This window comes from Myxococcus guangdongensis (assembly GCF_024198255.1).
Taxonomy (GTDB): Bacteria; Myxococcota; Myxococcia; order Myxococcales; family Myxococcaceae; genus Myxococcus; species Myxococcus guangdongensis.
Genome location: NZ_JAJVKW010000008.1, coordinates 270493 through 287483, shown reverse-complemented (window position 1 = coordinate 287483; position 16991 = coordinate 270493). Strand labels below are relative to the sequence as shown.

Below are 16991 nucleotides of genomic sequence, written 5' to 3'. Positions count from 1 at the left end.
ACGAGGGGAAGGCACGAGCAGGGCCGGACTTCCCCGGAGGTGGCGTGTGCCGCCGCGGAAGACGCCTTCCACCGAGGTGCTGCTGGACGTGCTGAGGGCGCTGCCACCCGGGCAGAAGCTCTGGGTGCGCGGTGTGGGCGGGGGCCTGTTCCCGCTGCTGCGCTCCGGTGACTCGGTGCGGGTGCTGCGCTGCGGGCCGGGCGAGACGGCGCGCGGTGACGTGGTGCTGGTGCGCCAGGGGCGCATGCTGACGGCCCAGGTGGTGGTGGCCACCCAGCCCTGGCGCACGGCGCCGCTCCTGGGCGCCGTGGAGCGGACGGGCGGAGAGTTGCTGGGGCGCGCCGTCGCGCTGCGGCGTGGACGGTGGATGCTCCCGCTGCCCAGGCCCTTGAGTCCGGCGTTGTGGGTGACGCAGTGGACGCTGGCGTCCGCGTGGGCGCGGCCCCAGACCCGGCTAGTCTATCGGGGCGTGCGGGACTTCTTCTTCTCCAACTGGTCCAGGCCCCTTCGGCGCCACCTGGTGGGCCCGCTGGAGATACGCCTGCTGCGGGCTGGAGACCTGGACGCGCTCGTCACCTTCGCGAGCGAGCGCCTGGTGGTCTCCGCGAGCTTCCTGCGCCGGCAGCTCCGAGACCGCTGGGGGCTGGATCCCACCGAGCGTCGGGGCGCGGCGGCGGGCGCGCTGGACTCGAAGGGGCGGCTGCACGGCTTCGCGTGGGTGGACTCGTATCGCCAGGAGGGGCTGCCGCTGGACGGCGTCTGGGTGCGCTCGCTGGTGGTGGCGCCGCAGGCCCGGCGGATGGGCGTGGCCACGCAGCTGTTGGAGTGCCTGTTGGAGGAGTCCCACCGACAGGGCGAGCCCAGCGTGCAGGCAGACGTGGACGAGGACAACGCCGCGTCGCTGAGGACCTTCGAGGGCGTCGGCTTCCACCTCGCCACGGAGGCGCTGACCCGGCGCACGAACGAGGCGTGGGACGCGGCGGGTCGCTCCAAGCGCCTGGTCGTCCTGGAGCGGGCCTCCGCGCCCTGAAGCGACGGGGGTTGCGCGGCACCCCGGGGTAGGCGAAACGTCGTGCCCTCCGTGAGCACCTCGACTCCCGACAGCCTGGGCCGTGAGCCATCCTTCCTGGGGAGACTGCGCGGTCTCCAGGCGGACGGCGCGCTGGTCTTCATCACCCTCATCTGGGGTGTCACCTTCGTGGTGGTGAAGGACGCGCTGAGCTACGCGGACCCGTTCACCTTCCTGTCGCTGCGCTTCGGGGTGGGCGCGGTGGCGCTGAGCGCGCTCGCGGGCCGGCAGGTGTTGAACCCGACGAACCTGCGCCACGGCGCGCTGCTGGCGACGTTCCTGTTCCTGGGCTTCGCGCTCCAGACGTGGGGGCTGACGTTCACCACGCCGTCGCGCTCGGCGTTCATCACCGGGATGTGCGTGCTGTTCGTCCCGCTGCTGACGCTGCTGGTGTTCCGGCGCGCGCCGAAGCCCGCGGCGCTGGTGGGGGTGGCGATGTCGGCGGCGGGGCTCTACCTGCTCACGCGGCCGGCGCCGGGGGAGGGCGGCGGGTGGCTGAACCTGGGGGAGATGCTGTCGCTCGGCTGCGCGGTGGCTTACGCGGCGCACATCACCTTCACGGAGCGATACGCGTCGAAGGAGGGCGTGCTGGGGATGGTGGCGGTGCAGCTGTGGGGTGTGGCGCTGATGTCCGCGGCGTGCCTGCCCTTCGTGACGCGCAGGGTGGAGTGGCAGCCCTCGCTGGTGATGGCGGTGCTGGTGTGTGGGTTGTTGCCCAGCGCCTTCGCCATCAGCGTGCAGACGTGGGCGCAGGCGCGCACGTCCGCGGTGCGCGCGGCGGTCATCTACGCGCTGGAGCCGGTGTTCGCGTCCATCTACTCGGTGGTGCTGGGCTACGAGCGGCTGGGCGCGCCGGAGGCGATGGGCGGCGGGCTCATCCTCCTGGGTGTGCTGGTGGCGGAGCTGGGCTCACCGGCCTGGGCGTGGTGGAAGTCACGGTCCCCCTCACTCCCATGAGTGTGGAGCTGCGTCGAAACGGGATGCACCTGACGGGCACCCTCCTGTCGCTGGACGCGAAGCGCAAGTCGCCGCTGTGCTTCGTGAGCCATGGGCATTCGGACCACATCGCCCGGCATGAGCGCACCATCGCCACGGCGGCGACGCTGCGCTTCATGGAGCATCGGCTGGGGCCGTTGAGCGCTCCTTTGGCCGCGCCGTACCGTCGGCCGTTCGAGTTGGGGCCGTTGGTGTTGGAGCTGCTGCCGGCGGGGCACATCCTGGGCAGCGCGCAGCTGCGCGTCATCCGCTCGGATGGTCGGCGTGTCGTCTACACGGGCGACTTGAACGTGGTGCCGTCGTTGACGGCCGAGGCGACGGAGGTGGCCGAGTGCGACACGCTGGTCATCGAGTCGACCTTCGGCCATCCGCGCTACCGCTTCCCGCCGCGTGACGAGGTGTTGGGGCAGGTGGAGGCGTGGGTGCGTCGGCAGCTCGAGCGGGGCGCGGTGCCGGTGGTGCTCGGATATCCGCTGGGCAAGAGCCAGGAGTCGATGAAGTTCCTCGCGGGCCGAGGGTTCTCGCTGGTGGCGCACCCTTCCATCTACGAAGTGGCCCAGCTCTATGGCGAGCTGGGAGTGCCGATCGAGAACCTGCGTTGCTACACGGGGACCGTGGAGCCGGGCGAGGTGCTGTTCTTCCCGCCGCATCAGGCGCGCGGTGGGGCGCTGGCGCACCTGTGGCCTCGGGGGACGGCGGTGTTGACGGGGTGGGCGATGGACCCGGGGGCGGCGCGGCGCTACAGCGCGGACGTGGCGTTCCCGGTGTCGGACCACGCGGACTTCCCATCGTTGAAGGCGTACGTGAAGGCGACGGGGGCGAGCGAGGTGATTACGTGCTTCGGCTTCGCGGAGGAGCTGGCGCAGGCGCTGCGGGACGACGGGGTGGATGCCCGTCCGCTCGGGGGCAAACCGCAGCAGCTCGCCTTGCTGTGAAGCGGCGGGGAGCGGAGTAAGAAGAGGGACATGCCCCCGTCTCCGCAGCTCTTCGGCCGCGCGGTCCGCATCCTGGTGTGCACCGAGAAGAAGACCTTCGTCACGCGCGAGCTGGCGGAGGTGCGCGTGACGTTCGAGGGCATCGACGGCGACAGGCACGCGGGACACACGCGGCCGGCGGACGTGCGCACGCCCTGGTATCCGAAGGGCACGCCCATCCGGAACACGCGGCAGCTGTCGCTGGTGTCGACGGAGGAGCTGGCGGTGGTGGCCCAGACGCTCGGAATCCCCAAGGTCCTGGCGTCATGGCTGGGGGCCAATCTAGAGCTGGTGGGCATCCCCCGGCTGACGTTCCTGCCACCCGGCTCGCGCATCTTCTTCCCCGAGGACGCGGTGCTGGCGGTGGAGGGGGAGAACGAGCCCTGCATCGGGCCGGGCAAGGTGATTGGCGAGCACTATCCAGACAAGGAGAAGCTCGCGAGCCGCTTCGTGAAGGCCGCGTGGGAGAAGCGGGGGCTCGTGGCCTGGGTGGACCGCCCCGGTGTCATCCGCGCGGGGGATGAAGTCCGTGTGATGTTGCCGAAGCCGGTGACGTACGTGCTGCCGTAGGGCCGCTCAGGTCATCCAGGTCGTGCTCGCCGCGTGGGACAGATGCACGCGTTGGAGGAAGCGCCGCATGTGGAAGACGATGTCGTCCAGGTGTGTCTCCAGCGCCCAGTGTCCCGCGTCGAGCATGTGCAGCTCCGCGTCCGGCACATCGCGCAGGTACGCGCGGCCCGCGCCCTCGGGCATGTAGCCGTCGTGAGGGCCCCACAGAATCAGCGTGGGGGGACGGTGCTCGCGCAGGTACGCCTGATAACGCGGCATCCACGCGAGCGTCGTGCGTTGGTCCTCCAGCAGGTGGAACAGGTTCATGCGCCGGTCAAAGCGCTGCACCAGCGCCCAATGGAGCGTCCACAGGTCCGGGCTGATGCGGTCGACGAGGTGCTCGGGTAGCTCACCGATGAACTCGTCCTTGAAACCCTCTTCGCTCACCGCGGCCAGCAGCTTCCTGCGGCCCTCTGGCGTCGGGTTCGACCATTGTTCCTTCAGCATCCGGTACTTGGGCCCGAACTGGTCCTCGTAGATGTCACCGTTCTGGATGACCAATGCGGCGACTCGCTCGGGTGCATGCAGCGCGAGCCGGAAGCCGAACTGTGAGCCGTAGTCATGGAGGTACAGCGCGTAGCGCGTGAGCCCCAGTGTCTCCGCGAAGCGCTCGAGGAAGCGCGCGTACCCATCGAACGTGTAGCTGAACCGGCGGGGAGACGGCGTCGCGCTGTAGCCGAAGCCTGGAGCATCCGGCGCAATCAGCCGCCACGAGTCCGAGAGCGCGGGCAGCAGGTTGCGGAACTGGAAGGACGAGCACGGATATCCGTGGGGAAGCAGCACCACCGGCGCGTCCTCGGGTCCCGCCTCGCGATAGAAAATCTCGAGGCCATCCACGTCCACCGTCTGGTGCTGGACCGCCGGCATGCTGGCTCCTCCCCGGGTGTCACGGACAAGCTGGGCATCCATCGCGGCGCTCGTGAGCAACTGGCGGAGCGCTTCCGCCTGGTCGCCTGGGGGCCCTGCGGACTGGCGGAGGCGGCTCACTCAGTCCATGAACCAGTAGAGGAAGCGCGGCGTACTGAGGAACGCGAACACCGTCGTGGCGAGGCACAGCGCTGTGCCCAAGAGGACCGCGCGCGACATCTGCTTGCGCTCCTGGAACAGGCGATAACCGATGCGAGGCACCGCCACGAATGCGATGGGGTAGAGCAGCAGTATCTCCCAATCGGGGACGTACCCGACCGAGCCATACGGTTGCAGCAGCCCTACGGGGTCGAAGTCCCAGCTGCGCGCCTCACCGATGTAAGCCCGGTAGATGCCCAGCGCGTAGTACGGGAAGTTCCTCCACCCGATGACGCAGATACACAGCAGCAGGCTCACTTGCAGCAGCGCGAGTCCCAGGTGCGTGTGCCGTCTTCTCCACGCGAGGATTGCGAACGGCATCGAGAGGAATGGAACCCAGGCCCCGAGCGCGATGAGCCGCCACCGCATGGGGAACATCGGGTCTTCCATGTGCGGGGCCTTGTAGGGCCCGTCGATGTAGATGCGCTCGAAGGGCACCATCGACGACGCATACGGAACCGCCGCGAACAGGACGACGGCGAGCAGCAACTGCGTCATCAATCCCCACTTGGACCAGCCATCCAAGGGCACCGCCGACACCCGAGCGTCGTCGACCATGTCTCGAGCGTGCGCGAGCACCGCGCGCACCGTCAATCCACCGCACTCCACAAACACCACGGGGCCGCCGGGTTCCGAAGTGGAACCCCAGCGGCCCCGTGGGCCTCAACCGTCCTGCCTCGCCGTCACTCCTCCGGCGATTGGACGATGAGCTTCTCCTTGCCACACACGTCACAGCGCAGGTGGATGAACAAGTCCCCGTCGCTCTCCTCGGGCACCTCGCCCTCGGGAACGCCGAGCTCCGCCTTCGCCAGCGCCGCCACCTTGGTCGGGATCTCCTCCGCCTTCAGCGACTGCACGTACGTCATCTCCCGGTTGTCGCACTCGCGCGTCTCCGGGCCGTTCAGCCACGACGGCTCCATCCCCTCCGGCAGCCGGCTCACCAGCTCCAGGTTGGTCACCGACTCGGCCAGGTACGCCAGCCGGCGCAGCCGCGCCTCCTCGGGCAGCGCCGAGAAGACCTGGAAGCCCTCGAACAGCGCGTCACGGTCCTCGCCCGTCGCCTCACGCGCCAGCTGCATCGAGAACTCGCTCGACTCCAGCGCCTCGTCCCAGTTGTTCTCCGGGTTGAAGCCCGCCTCCAACAGCGCCGTGTACAGCTGCGTCGCCGCCAGCCGCTGCCGCGCCACCGGCAGGTGCTCCACCACCTCGTGCGTCAGCCGCAGCTCCAGGAGCGCGCCCGTCGTCCGCGGGTCGATGGAGCCCGTCAGGTCATCCACCTCCACCTCCTCGCGCAGCGCCTTCTTCAACACCTGCGCCGCGGAGAAGCGGAACAGCGGCACCACGCCCACCTCGCGCAGGTACATGGCCGACACCGCCGCGTCCTTCGCGCCCAGGTGCAGCGCCTTCTGCGCCTTCTCCACCACCGAGCTGTCCGCCAACGGCTTCTTGTTCTCCAGCCGCGTCTTCACCGCCTCGCGGTAGAGCGTCTCCAGCGAGCTGCCCGGCGGCATCCGCTGCGGCACCAGCGGCCTCAGCCCCGGCACGTCCAACACCCACAACGGCGGCATCGCCAGGCGCTTCAGGCCCCGGAAGAACAACGAGCCGGGCGGGTCCTGCGGCTTGAACGGCGGCAGCTCCTCCTGCGTGGGCTCACCCTGTAGCAGCGCCGAGGCCTGCACCCCGAGCGCCTTCTCGCGCTGTTCGCGGGTGAACGCCGTGATTCCCTGGGCGGGCGGAGGCGGCGGAGGCGGGGCCTCCTCACCGTCCAGACCGACGACGCGGTCCATGTCCACGTCGTCCATCTCCAGGTCGTCCAGACCCTTGGCGCCCGTGAAATCACAGCGCAACAGCTTCAGCTTCTCGAAGGTCGCGCCCTCGAGGTTCGCACCCCGGAAGTCACAGTCCTGCAGCCGTCCGCCGTGGAAATAGGCGTTGGACAGGTCCGAGTCCCGGAAGTTGATTTTGGACAGATCGCACCGCTCCCACTCGGAGCCCACGAGCCCGAGGCCCGACAGGTCCGCGTTCGCGGAGAAAAGTTGCGTGAAGGTGGCGCCAGTGTGCTCGGTCGGGACCTGACCGCCCTTGCGCAGTCGGTTCCACTCGGCCGACCCGTTCTGGAGGAGCTTCTCGATACTGGGGGCTTTCGGCATGGACCGGGGATTATTCGTATGGTCTGGTCCGCGCGCCAGCACAAATGATCGAGTACCGAATCGAGACCGACACCGCCGGGATGCGCCTGGACAAGCACCTGCGCAAGCGCCTTCCCACCGTTCCCGTCAGCCACCTGTTCAAGATGATTCGCACCAAGAAGGTGCGGGTGAACGGGAAGCGCGCCCAGCCCGAGCAGTTGCTCGCCGAAGGAGACGTGCTCACCATCCGGGGAGACGAGCAGACGCTCAAGGGAGAGGACCGTCCGAAAGTGGACCGTCCGCCCCCGCCGGTGGACCCCAGCCGGCTCGTGATTCTCAGAGAGGATGATTGGCTGATGGCGGTGGACAAGCCCAGCGGGATGGCCGTCCATACCGGCTCCGGCATCACCGGGGGCACGCTGGTGGACTACGTGCGCGCCTACCTGGGTCCCAAGGCCGTCCGCAACGACTTCACCGCCTCTCCCGCCCACCGGCTGGACCGGGAGACCTCCGGCGTCATCCTCGTCGCCAAGCGGCGCCCGGCGATGGTGCACTTCACGGAGGTCTTCACCCACGGGCTCTCCAAGAAGCGCTACCTCACCCTGGTGAAGGGGAAGATGCCCAAGGAGTCCGGCGTCATCGACCTGCCCCTGTCGGAGCACCAGCAGACGGCCGAGTCCAAGGCCCGCCGAGGGGTGAACATGCAGGAGGCCCTCACCCGGTGGAAGGTCGTCAAGCAGTCTGGCGAGGTGGCGCTCCTGTCCTGCGCCATCGAGACCGGGCGCACCCATCAGATAAGAAGGCACCTGACGGCCATCGGACACCCGGTGGTCGGCGACAAGAAATACGGTGACTTCGCCTTCAACCGCGACGTGCAGGCGCGCTGGGGGCTCAAGCGGTTGTTCCTGCATGCCGAGCGCATCGAATTTCCCCACCCGGAGGGCGGTGGCAAGGTGGCCGTGGAGGCCCCCCTCCCACCCGAGCTCCGAGACGTGCTCAAGCGGGCCGCGTTGCTGCCCTGAGGCATTGGAAGCCCGCGAGGTTTCGAAACACGTATGTCCGACTCCAAGACGACTGACCGCAGCCGCTCGAAGCTGGTGCTGAAGGGGGTTCCCCCGGGCCGCTGGTGGAAGGTGTTGCTGAAGCTGGGTGGGTGGCTCGCGCTGACGGGCGCCACGGCGGGCGCGGTGGGCCTGGTCGCCATCTACTACGTGTACGCGGACGGGCTGCCCGCCATCCCCAAGGTGGACGAGTACTGGCCGCCCATCGTCACGGAGGTCTACACCGACGACGCGGTGCTGGCCGGCGAGTTCTACAACGAGCGGCGCAAGGTGGTGCCCTACGAGCGCATCCCGAAGCGCCTGGTGCAGGCCTTCATCGCCAGCGAGGACTCCAGCTTCTTCGACCACTTCGGCGTGGACGTGCTGGGCACCGCGCGCGCGGCGTTCAAGACCATCGGCTCCAAGCTGGGCCTGCGCTCCGGCGGCATCCAGGGTGGCTCCACGCTGACGCAGCAGACGGCGAAGGCGGTGCTCATCTCCGCCGAGGGCTACAAGTCCGCGACGGCCAAGACGCTCACCCGCAAGATTCGCGAGGCCATCCTCGCGCTGCGGCTGGAGCAGGCGCTGACCAAGGAGGAGATCCTCTACCTCTACCTGAACAACGTCTTCCTCGGGCACCACAGCTACGGCGTGCAGAGCGCGGCGGAGAACTACTACCGCAAGGACGTGCGGGATTTGACGCTCGGGGAGATGACGCTCGTCGCGGGCCTGCCCCAGGCGCCCAGCCGCTACTCGCCGTTCCTGCGTCCGGACGCGGCTCGCAAGCGCCGCGCCTACGTGCTGCGCCGCATGCTGAACGAGGGCATGATCTCCCAGGCCGAGCACGACACGGCCAACGCGGAGGCGGTGAAGGTGTTCCCCGTGGAGGACGTCTTCCACGAGTTCGCCCCGTACTTCGTCGAGCAGGTCCGCAAGGACGTGGTGGACCGCTACGGCAACCCGGTGCTCCTCAAGGAGGGCCTGAAGATCTTCACCACCATGGACAGCGAGCGTCAGCGCGCCGCCCAGGACGCGGTGATGGACGGCTTGTTGTCGGTGGACAAGCGCCAGGGCTGGCGCGGGCCGGTGAAGCAGCTGACGGCCGAGGAGCTGAAGGTCTTCCTCGACAAGTCGCGCAAGGCCATGGGCCAGGACGAGCTCGTCGAGGGGCGGCTGTACGTGGCGGCCGTCACCAAGATTGATGACGACGGCAAGGGCGCGGACATCCAGGTGGGCCCGCACGCGGCGCGGCTGCCGCTCTTGGGCATGCGCTGGGCGCGCAAGGTGAACCCGGAGGGCTACTACCCGGCGATGATGATTTCGTCGGTGAAGAAGGCCATCGCGGTGGGCGACCTGGTGGTGGTGCGCCACGTGACGAAGAAGGACCTCACGGACGACAAGGAGCAGTGGGACAAGAAGCTGGCCGAGGACATCCCCGCGGAGGGCGTAAAGCTCTTCCGGCTGGAGCAGACGCCCGAGGCCCAGAGCGCGCTCGTGTCCGTGGACCCCCACCGCCAGTACCTCACGGCGATGGTGGGCGGTTACGACTTCGACGACAACGAGTTCAACCGCGCCTTCCAGGCGTGCCGTCAGCCGGGCTCCTCGTTCAAGCCGTTCGTGTACTCGGCGGCGCTCGAGCAGCTCAACTGGACGGAGGCCACCGTCATCGTCGACTCGCCGATCGTCGAGCACGACCCGGACAACAAGGTGTCCTGGAAGCCGGCCAACTACAGCGAGGAGTTCGTGGGGGACGTGCTCTTGCGCACGGCGCTGGTGAACTCGATGAACATCCCCGCGGTGAAGACCTTCGGCGCGGTGGGCGTGAAGAACATGGCGGCGTGGAGCACGAAGCTCGGCATCACCACGCCCATGAACATGGACTTCTCCGCGGCGCTCGGCTCGTCGTGCGTGTACCCGGTGGACCTGGCCAACGCGTACGCGACGTTCAACCGCTACGGCCGCAAGAAGCCCACGTACTTCGTGCGCAAGGTGGAGGACCGCTGGGGCCGCACGCTGGAGGACCACACCGCGTTCGACGACGCGTGGGCGCCCCTGCAGGACCGCGTGGCCGCCGGCTACGCGCGCCTGTTCGAGCCCGGTGAGCAGGTGATGAGCGCCGAGGTGGGCTTCATCCTGACGCACCTGCTTCGCGGCGTGGTGCTGCAGGGCACGGGGGGGCCGGCGACGCGCCTGGGCAAGCCCGCGGCCGGCAAGACGGGCACGACGAACGACTCGTTCGACGCGTGGTTCGCGGCGTACACCCGCGACCTCGTGACGGTGGCGTGGGTGGGCTACGACTTGAACCCGCATCCGCTGGGCCGCTACGAGACGGGTGGCCGCGCGGCGCTGCCCATCTGGCTCAACTACATGAAGCGCGCGCTGGAGGGCCGGCCGCAGTCGGAGTTCTTCCCCTGGCAGTCCATGGACCTGGTCCGGCTGCACATCGACAAGAAGACGGGGAAGATCGCCCCCGCCGGCTCGAAGAACTCCGAGCTGATGTTCTTCAAGAAGGGCACCGAGCCGAAGGACGCCGTGCCCGACAAGAACACCGTCGACGTGGACCAGTTCATGATGGGCGCGCAGTAGCGCCCGTCACGGCCGCTGAATCTCCGGGCCCCGTGCGCCTCCTTCGGGAGGACGCGGGGCCCGAGTCGTTTCAGGCTCCAGCGCGAAAGCGGCGCGCGGGCTCGACGTGGCGGAGAATCGCGGCGCGCAGCGAGGCGACCTCCGGCCCGGCCTCGAGCACCGAGCGCGTGGCGGTGGGGATGACCTGTGCCTCTCGCCCCACGAACAGCCGCTTCAGGTCGTCGAAGCCAGCGCCCTGCGCGCCGATACCCGGCGTCAAGAGCAGCGCGCCGCCCAGCCGCTCGATGACGCCCCGGTCCGAGTCGGGCAGGGTGGCGCCCATCACCGCGCCCGCGGGCAACACGCCCGGGCCCGCCTTCTCGTTGAGCTCGCGCAGGCCGTCCGCCAGCGCCTCGGCCACCGTGCGGCCATCCTCGCCCTTCGACTTCTGGAGTGAGGTGCCCTCCGGATTCGACGAGCGCACGACCAGGAACGCGCACGCTCCGGACACCCGCGCGCGCTCCATCGTCTTCACCAGCGCGCCCAGCCCCAGGTACGCGGTGAACGTCGCCGCGTCCGCCTGGTAGGCGCTGTCCGGGCCGAACACCGACTCGGCATACGCGTCCATCGTGGAGCCGATGTCGCCGCGCTTCACGTCCAGCAACGCGAGCGAGCCCGCGGCCTGGAAGCGCTTCATCAGCTTCTGGAGCACCTGGAGGCCCGCGGGGCCGTGGCGCTCGAAGAAGGCGCTCTGCGGCTTCACCACCGCGACGCTGTCACCGGCGGCCTCCGCGATGCGCTCGCAGAAGTCGGACAGTCCCTGCGCGGTGTCGGGCAGTCCCCAGCGGGTGAGCAGGTCCCGCGACGGGTCGACCCCGAGGCAGAACGGGGAGCGCTCGTCGGCGAGCCGGGCGAAGCGCTGGGCGAAGGACGGGGGCGTCGTCGAGGACATGGGACCTCAGCGCAGCCGGCGGGCGGCCGCGTCGAAGAGGGGGTTGGGCAGCACCTTCGCCAGCCGGGAGGGGATGGCCAGCTGCCACGGGAAGGAGACCTCCGTCTCGCCACGGAGGATGGCCGAGCCCATCAGCTCCACGGCCGCGTTCGTCTCCATCAAGAAGGGCATGGGGAAATGGTTGGCGGCGGTCATCTCGCTCTTCACGAAGCCGGGGAAGATGCAGGTGACGCACACGCCGGTGCCCGCCAGGTCCACGCGCAGGCTCTCCATGAACGTGCCGAGGAACGCCTTCGACGCCGAGTAGGCCGCGTGTCCCGCCAGCCCCCGGTGCGCCGCGAGGCTGGAGATGCCCACCACGTGGCCTCGGCGACGCTCCACCATGCTCGGCAACACGGCCGTCAGCGTGGCGACCGCGCCCGTGACGTTGGTGTCGATGATGGAGCGGACCTTGTCCCACTCCAGCCGCTTGCCATGCGTGACGCCGCCGACGCCCGCGTTGGCGACGACCAGGTCCAGCCCACCACACTCCGAGTCGAGCTCGCGCAGCTTCTCCATCAGCGGCTCCGCGCGCGAGACGTCCAGCTCCACCGGCTCCACGGTGGCGCCCGCGGCCTGGGCCTCGGCGGCCAGGGCCTGCAGTTGGGGAACGCGCCGGCCCGCCGCGAAGACGCGCAGGCCCCGCCGGGCCAGCCAGAGCGCCAGTCCGCGTCCCAGTCCGCTCGAGGCGCCCGTCACCAGCGCCGTCCGGTAACTCATCTCCGCCATGGTGTCTCCTCGTGGTGGTGGTCGCGAGGGTGCTTCTCGCATGGTTGAAGAGGAAGGGGGGACACAAATCCATGCCGCTGGCTGGAACCGCCAGAAGTCCACGGACGCTGGAGCGGCGCCTCGCCCGGCCGGTGGGAATGGCCCGCGTCAGGTGTCGTCGCGTCGACGCGCGGCGGCCTTCAGGGGAGGCCCGGGCGCGGGGGTGATGACGTGTGCGCCGCGCGTCCTCACCTTGAATCAGGAGGAGGGGCTCGACCATGCTCAACTGCGTGCTGGCGGTCGACGACGACCCGGACATCCTGATGGCCTTCAAGGACGTGCTCGAGCTGGAGGGGCACCGCGTGCTCCTGGCCCGAGGAGGCCGCGAGGCGCTGGAGCTGCTCGGCCAGGGCGAGCGGCCGGACGTGATTCTGTTGGACCTGATGATGCCGGACGTGAACGGCTGGGAGTTCAGGGACCGGCAGCTCGCCGACGCCTCGCTCGCCTCCATCCCCGTGGTGGTCATCTCCGGCCAGGGCGTGAGCGCGCGCGAGGTGATTGCGCTCGGCGTGGACGACTTCCTGCGCAAGCCCGTGGACGTGGAGCGCCTGCTCGGGGCCGTGTCCCGCTTCGCGGTCTCGCGCGAAGGGGACTCGCCGCACGTCTGACGGGCAGGGCCCGCGCCGGGGCGAGCGCGCGGGCCCCCGAGGCCCTCTCAGTGCATGCCCGAGGGGGCCTGCTCCAGCTTTTCCATCACCTGGTCCACGGAGAAGCTCGACGGGCGCTGGCGCGGGGGGAACTCGCGGAACGTCGAGAGGAAGCGGGCCACGGCCTGCTGCGCGGGCACGAAGTAGAACGAGTGGTCGATGAGCCAGCGCTGGTAGCCCACCGCGTCCTGGGAGCGCTCGAGCGGGTCGGCGCGCAGGTCGAACGCCAACGGGGCGCGGCGAATCGTGAAGGGCTCGCCCCAGGCCTCGATGCCCTTGGCGTTCTGCTCGGCGAAGACGAGCTTCATCCGGCCGTGGCGCACGGCGACCAGCTCCCCGTCGTCACCGAAGTAGAAGAACTCCGAGCGCTGCGACGGCCCCTGTCCGGACAAGAGCCGCGTCTGGTCATACCCGTCCAGGTGGACCTTGAAGCGCCGGCCGTTGGCCTCGTGGCCCTGCTTGAGCTTGTCGACGATGTCCGCGTCTCCAGCGGCGGCCAGGAAGGTGGGCAGCCAGTCCTCGGAGGAGAACAGCTCGTTGAGCTGCGTGCCGGGCTCGATGACGCCGGGCCAGCGCACCACGCAGGGCGCGCGGAAGGCGCCCTCCCAGTTGGTGTCCTTCTCGCCGCGGAAGGGCGTCATGCCGCCGTCCGGCCACATGCACGTCATCGCCCCGTTGTCCGTGGTGTAGATGACGAGCGTGTCCTCCGACAGGCCCAGCGCGTCGAGCTTGTCGAGCAGCTGCCCCACGATGGCGTCGTGCTCCACCATGCCGTCCGGGTAGAGGCCCAGCCCCGTCTTGCCCCGGGACTCGGGTTTCAGGTGCGTGTGCACGTGCATGCGCGTGGTGTTGAACCACAGGAAGAAGGGCTCCTTGGACTTCTTCGAGCGCTCCAGGAAGTCGACCGCGGAGGCGAGGAACTCCTCGTCCACCGTCTCCATCCGCTTCTTCGTCAGCGCGCCCGTGTCCTCGATGCTCTGTCCGCCCTGCCCGTCCGACTTGCAGCGCAGCACGCCGCGCGGACCGAAGCGCTTCTTGAAGGCGGGGTCCTTGGGATAGTCCGGGTTCTCCGGCTCCTCCTCCGCGTTGAGGTGGTAGAGGTTGCCGAAGAACTCGTCGAAGCCGTGCACGGTGGGCAGGAACTCGTCGCGGTCTCCCAGGTGGTTCTTCCCGAACTGGGCGGTGCGGTAGCCGCGCTCCTTGAGCAGGTCCGCGATGGTGGGGTCCTCGGCCTGAAGGCCGACCTTGGCGCCCGGCATGCCGACCTTGGTGAGGCCGGTGCGGAAGGGACACTGGCCGGTGATGAAGGCCGCGCGTCCCGCGGTGCAGCTCTGCTGCGCGTAGTAGTCGGTGAGCAGCGCGCCTTCCTTCGCGAGCCGGTCGATGTTGGGCGTGCGGTAGCCCATGACGCCCAGGTTGTAACAGCTCGTGTTCCAGTAGCCGATGTCGTCACCGAAGATGACGAGGATGTTGGGTTGCTTCGCCGCTGCCTTCTTGGTCGCCATGCGTGTCCTCCAGGCGTGAATGTGAAGTAGGGGTGGGGGCGCTCGCGCGCGGGGGCAAGACGAGGCGGACGGCGGAGCGGGCCCGTGGTGCGCACCGCTCGCCCGAGGGCGTCGTGGCGTCCGAGCCTTCGAGTCACCCCGGAGGGCGGGGTGTGCGTCCAGCGCGAGGGCACCCACCTCGAATGTCGGCTGTCGGGCTTCTCATCGCGGGCGCGCTCCGCCGCGATGAATTCGATGCCAGGAGGAGGCCGTGCTCGCATGACGGATGCTCGAACCGATGACGTGTCTTCGGGCGAGGACGCCACGGTGACGCTGCTGCTCGACCTCGCGCGGGCGCTGCACCTGTCATACGTGCCGGCCTTCGGCGTGGAGCAGCGCGTGCGTCGGGCGGCGCGGGCGTGGGGCCTGGAGGTGGAGGTCTTCACGCTGCAGACGCTCGCGGTGACGGAGGTGCGCTCGGGCGCGGCCCGCCGTGTGGACATCCGGCGGCTGCCCTTCAACCCCCACTGGAACCTGCGCCGGGCCGCCGGGCTCTTGCTCCTGTCGGAGTCGATTGCCCGCGGTCGGCTCGACGTGCCACGCGCTCGCGCCGAGCTGGAGCGCGTCATGACGTCGCATCCCGCCCACCCCGAGTGGCTCGTGCTGCTCGCCTATGGCGTGTACGGCGGCGCCGTGTCCGTGCGCGTCGGCGGCGGCGCCTGGGAGCTGGTGGCGGGGTTCTTCGTGGGCGTGCTCGCGGGGGGCATCCACGTCGGCACGCTGCGCTCCATGAGCGTGGACCTGCAGAAGAGCTTCCTCGGCGCGTTGCTCGGCACGCTGCTCGCCTTCGGGCTGACCTTCGTGCTGCCGTCGTTCGACGCGGCGCGGGCGCTCTTCGGAGGAATCACCCTGCTGGTGCCCGCGATGGTGGTGACGCTGGGCTCGGCGGAGCTGGTGGGGGAGTCCGTGGAGGCGGGCCTGTCCCGGCTCACCTATGGCCTGTTGCGCTTCCTGATGCTGGCGGTGGGCATCATGGCCGCGGCCACGCTGTGGCGCTTCTTCGGGCCGCTGCCCCTCCAGATACGGGCGCAGTCGCTGCCGCACACGGTGGTGGTGCCCATCATCGCGCTGGGCGGCCTGGCCCTCACGGTGTGCATGTCCGCGCGCCGTCGCGACACGCCGTGGATTGTCGGCGCGGTGCTGCTCGCGTGGGGCATCCAGGAACTCACCAAGGGCGTGCTGGGGGACCGGGGCAGCCCGCTCGTCTCCGCGTTCGTCCTGGGCGTCGCGGGGCAGCTCTACGGACGGATGCCCGAGCGGCTCCCGTCCACGCTCATCATGCCCGGCCTGTTGCAGCTGGCGCCCGGGTTCATCGGGACACGGGCCATCCTCGCGCTGCTCGGTGTCCCGGGGCAGGGCACGGACGCGCGCGTGTTCGACATCCTCCTGGTGGCGCTGCAGCTGGTGCTGGGGCTGATGTTCGCCTTCATGCTCGGCCTGTCACACGACGCCCGCGCATCGGCCGAGGAGCGCGGTGAGCGCGCGACGCGGCCCAAACCGCCGGAGCGCTCGGGGCCGCGGGGCGGAAGACTCCGCCGGCCCGCCGAGGCCCACTAGGACAGCGCGCTCCAGTAGGGCTTGAGCGCCTGTCGACTCTCGCGCAGCGCATCCCGGGCGTCGGTGTGCGTGTCGCCGGTGGGGAAGCTGTCGGTGCGGCCCGCGAGCACCTCGACGCAGGCGTGCACGGACTGCGACAGGCCCTCCAGCGAGTAGCCGCCCTCGAGCAGCAGCACGAGCTTGCCGTCGCAGACCCGCTCGGCGAGCGAGCGCAGCGAGGAGCACATGGCCGCGAAGCCGCGCTCGGTGACGTCCATGCCGCCAATCGGGTCGTGCTGATGGGGGTCGAACCCCGCGGACACCACCACCAGCTGGGGGCGGAAGGCCTCGGCCACCGGGAGGAGCAGCTCCTCGAAGAGCATCCCGTAGTCCGCGTCCGAGTTGCCGCCGGGCAGGCCCACGTTGACGGTGTAGCCCTCTCCCGCGCCCTGGCCCACCTCGGGCGAGGCGCCGGTGCCCGGGTAGTAGGGGAACTGGTGCACCGACTGGTACATCACGTCGCGCCGGCCCCAGAACGCCGCCTGGGTGCCGTTGCCGTGGTGCACGTCCCAGTCGAGCACCAGCACCCGCTCGGCGCCCAACCGACGCCCGGCCTCCGCGGCGATGGCCGCGTTGTTGAAGAGGCAGAAGCCCATGGCGCGGTCCGGCTCCGCGTGGTGTCCGGGCGGACGCACCAGCGCGAAGGCGTTGCGCGCCTGTCCCGCCATCACCGCCTCCACCGACTGCACCGCCGCGCCCGCCGCCAGCCTCGCCGCGTCCACGCTGTCCGGGGACACGACGGTGTCGGCGTCGATGCGCGCCGCGTGGCCGTTGAGCTGACGCATCCGCTCGAGCAGGGCGGGGGTGTGCACGGCCAGCAGCTCCTCGTTCGTCGCGGAGCGGGGCGAGCCCATCACCGTGCCCCGCACGGGGGTGCTCGCCAGCACCCCGAGGATGCGCTGCAGGCGCGCGGGGGACTCCGGGTGGCCCTCTCCGGGGTCATGCTTGAGGAAGAGGGGGTCGGTCAGCAGCAGGGTGGGCTTCATCAGGGCATGACC

The 16991-nt window shown here is 69.8% G+C and carries 15 protein-coding genes; 8 read left to right on the top strand and 7 right to left on the bottom strand.

Going from position 1 to position 16991, the window contains the following annotated elements:
- Positions 1 to 46: 46 nt before the first annotated feature.
- Genes LXT21_RS25110 through LXT21_RS25095 form a run of 4 tightly spaced genes read left to right on the top strand, consistent with a single transcriptional unit; the run spans position 47 to position 3609 of the window.
- Positions 47 to 1030, top strand: coding sequence for a GNAT family N-acetyltransferase (locus LXT21_RS25110; RefSeq protein ID WP_254040715.1), 984 nt, complete (start codon positions 47 to 49; stop codon positions 1028 to 1030).
- Between the two features lie 51 nt (positions 1031 to 1081).
- Positions 1082 to 2026 carry a DMT family transporter gene (locus tag LXT21_RS25105; RefSeq protein ID WP_254040714.1) on the top strand — a complete coding sequence of 315 codons (945 nt, stop codon included), beginning with the start codon at positions 1082 to 1084 and terminating at the stop codon, positions 2024 to 2026.
- Positions 2023 to 3000 (top strand): MBL fold metallo-hydrolase, encoded by a 978-nt coding sequence (locus tag LXT21_RS25100; RefSeq protein WP_254040713.1) that lies wholly within the window; start codon positions 2023 to 2025, stop codon positions 2998 to 3000. Before LXT21_RS25105 ends, LXT21_RS25100 begins: the two co-directional genes overlap by 4 nt.
- A 30-nt stretch (positions 3001 to 3030) precedes the next feature.
- Entirely contained in the window at positions 3031 to 3609 is a 579-nt protein-coding gene (locus LXT21_RS25095) for an MOSC domain-containing protein (RefSeq protein ID WP_254040712.1), read from the top strand.
- A gap of 6 nt (positions 3610 to 3615) precedes the next feature.
- On the opposite strand, the gene LXT21_RS25090 is transcribed toward LXT21_RS25095, so the two are convergent.
- The 3 genes from LXT21_RS25090 to LXT21_RS25080 form a co-directional block, all read right to left on the bottom strand.
- Positions 3616 to 4515: an alpha/beta fold hydrolase gene (locus LXT21_RS25090; protein ID WP_254040711.1), complete on the bottom strand. Its 900-nt coding sequence runs from the start codon at positions 4513 to 4515 to the stop codon at positions 3616 to 3618.
- A gap of 120 nt (positions 4516 to 4635) precedes the next feature.
- Complete coding sequence (locus LXT21_RS25085; protein WP_254040710.1) at positions 4636 to 5307, bottom strand: hypothetical protein; 672 nt, start codon at positions 5305 to 5307, stop codon at positions 4636 to 4638.
- Positions 5308 to 5396: 89 nt separating this feature from the next.
- Positions 5397 to 6863, bottom strand: coding sequence for a pentapeptide repeat-containing protein (locus LXT21_RS25080; RefSeq protein ID WP_254040709.1), 1467 nt, complete (start codon positions 6861 to 6863; stop codon positions 5397 to 5399).
- A gap of 44 nt (positions 6864 to 6907) precedes the next feature.
- Here LXT21_RS25080 and LXT21_RS25075 point away from each other — a divergent pair, with 44 nt between their 5' ends.
- The gene (locus LXT21_RS25075; RefSeq protein ID WP_254040708.1) at positions 6908 to 7864 is read left to right on the top strand and encodes an RluA family pseudouridine synthase; all 957 of its coding nucleotides are present in this window, start codon (positions 6908 to 6910) and stop codon (positions 7862 to 7864) included.
- 33 nt (positions 7865 to 7897) lie between these two features.
- Entirely contained in the window at positions 7898 to 10468 is a 2571-nt protein-coding gene (locus LXT21_RS25070; RefSeq protein WP_254040707.1) for a penicillin-binding protein 1A, read from the top strand.
- Between the two features lie 70 nt (positions 10469 to 10538).
- Here LXT21_RS25070 and pyrF read toward each other — a convergent pair whose 3' ends face one another.
- A complete protein-coding gene (pyrF, locus tag LXT21_RS25065; RefSeq protein WP_254040706.1) occupies positions 10539 to 11399 on the bottom strand; it encodes an orotidine-5'-phosphate decarboxylase in 861 nt (286 codons plus the stop codon).
- Positions 11400 to 11405: 6 nt separating this feature from the next.
- Positions 11406 to 12167: an SDR family NAD(P)-dependent oxidoreductase gene (locus LXT21_RS25060; protein WP_254040705.1), complete on the bottom strand. Its 762-nt coding sequence runs from the start codon at positions 12165 to 12167 to the stop codon at positions 11406 to 11408.
- A 257-nt stretch (positions 12168 to 12424) separates the two neighbouring features.
- On the opposite strand from LXT21_RS25060, the gene LXT21_RS25055 reads away from it, so the two are divergent.
- Complete coding sequence (locus tag LXT21_RS25055) at positions 12425 to 12814, top strand: response regulator (protein WP_254040704.1); 390 nt, start codon at positions 12425 to 12427, stop codon at positions 12812 to 12814.
- Between the two features lie 47 nt (positions 12815 to 12861).
- On the opposite strand, the gene LXT21_RS25050 is transcribed toward LXT21_RS25055, so the two are convergent.
- The gene (locus LXT21_RS25050) at positions 12862 to 14358 is read right to left on the bottom strand and encodes an arylsulfatase (protein WP_254040703.1); all 1497 of its coding nucleotides are present in this window, start codon (positions 14356 to 14358) and stop codon (positions 12862 to 12864) included.
- Between the two features lie 258 nt (positions 14359 to 14616).
- Here LXT21_RS25050 and LXT21_RS25045 point away from each other — a divergent pair, with 258 nt between their 5' ends.
- Positions 14617 to 15954: a threonine/serine exporter family protein gene (locus LXT21_RS25045; protein WP_254040702.1), complete on the top strand. Its 1338-nt coding sequence runs from the start codon at positions 14617 to 14619 to the stop codon at positions 15952 to 15954.
- Here LXT21_RS25045 and LXT21_RS25040 read toward each other — a convergent pair.
- Positions 15951 to 16979 (bottom strand): histone deacetylase family protein, encoded by a 1029-nt coding sequence (locus LXT21_RS25040; RefSeq protein ID WP_254040701.1) that lies wholly within the window; start codon positions 16977 to 16979, stop codon positions 15951 to 15953. The two genes, LXT21_RS25045 and LXT21_RS25040, sit on opposite strands and share 4 nt — an antisense overlap.
- Positions 16980 to 16991 lie beyond the last annotated feature (12 nt).

Bases quoted from the DNA above. Each gene is read 5' to 3' on its own strand.
- LXT21_RS25100 (WP_254040713.1), top strand. From the start codon at position 2,023: ATGAGTGTGGAGCTGCGTCGAAACGGGATGCACCTGACGGGCACCCTC.
- LXT21_RS25095 (WP_254040712.1), top strand. From the start codon at position 3,031: ATGCCCCCGTCTCCGCAGCTCTTCGGCCGCGCGGTCCGCATCCTGGTG.
- LXT21_RS25090 (WP_254040711.1), bottom strand. From the start codon at position 4,515: ATGCCGGCGGTCCAGCACCAGACGGTGGACGTGGATGGCCTCGAGATT.
- LXT21_RS25080 (WP_254040709.1), bottom strand. From the start codon at position 6,863: ATGCCGAAAGCCCCCAGTATCGAGAAGCTCCTCCAGAACGGGTCGGCC.
- LXT21_RS25075 (WP_254040708.1), top strand. From the start codon at position 6,908: ATGATCGAGTACCGAATCGAGACCGACACCGCCGGGATGCGCCTGGAC.
- LXT21_RS25070 (WP_254040707.1), top strand. From the start codon at position 7,898: ATGTCCGACTCCAAGACGACTGACCGCAGCCGCTCGAAGCTGGTGCTG.
- pyrF (WP_254040706.1), bottom strand. From the start codon at position 11,399: ATGTCCTCGACGACGCCCCCGTCCTTCGCCCAGCGCTTCGCCCGGCTC.
- LXT21_RS25060 (WP_254040705.1), bottom strand. From the start codon at position 12,167: ATGGCGGAGATGAGTTACCGGACGGCGCTGGTGACGGGCGCCTCGAGC.
- LXT21_RS25055 (WP_254040704.1), top strand. From the start codon at position 12,425: ATGCTCAACTGCGTGCTGGCGGTCGACGACGACCCGGACATCCTGATG.
- LXT21_RS25050 (WP_254040703.1), bottom strand. From the start codon at position 14,358: ATGGCGACCAAGAAGGCAGCGGCGAAGCAACCCAACATCCTCGTCATC.
- LXT21_RS25045 (WP_254040702.1), top strand. From the start codon at position 14,617: ATGACGGATGCTCGAACCGATGACGTGTCTTCGGGCGAGGACGCCACG.
- LXT21_RS25040 (WP_254040701.1), bottom strand. From the start codon at position 16,979: ATGAAGCCCACCCTGCTGCTGACCGACCCCCTCTTCCTCAAGCATGAC.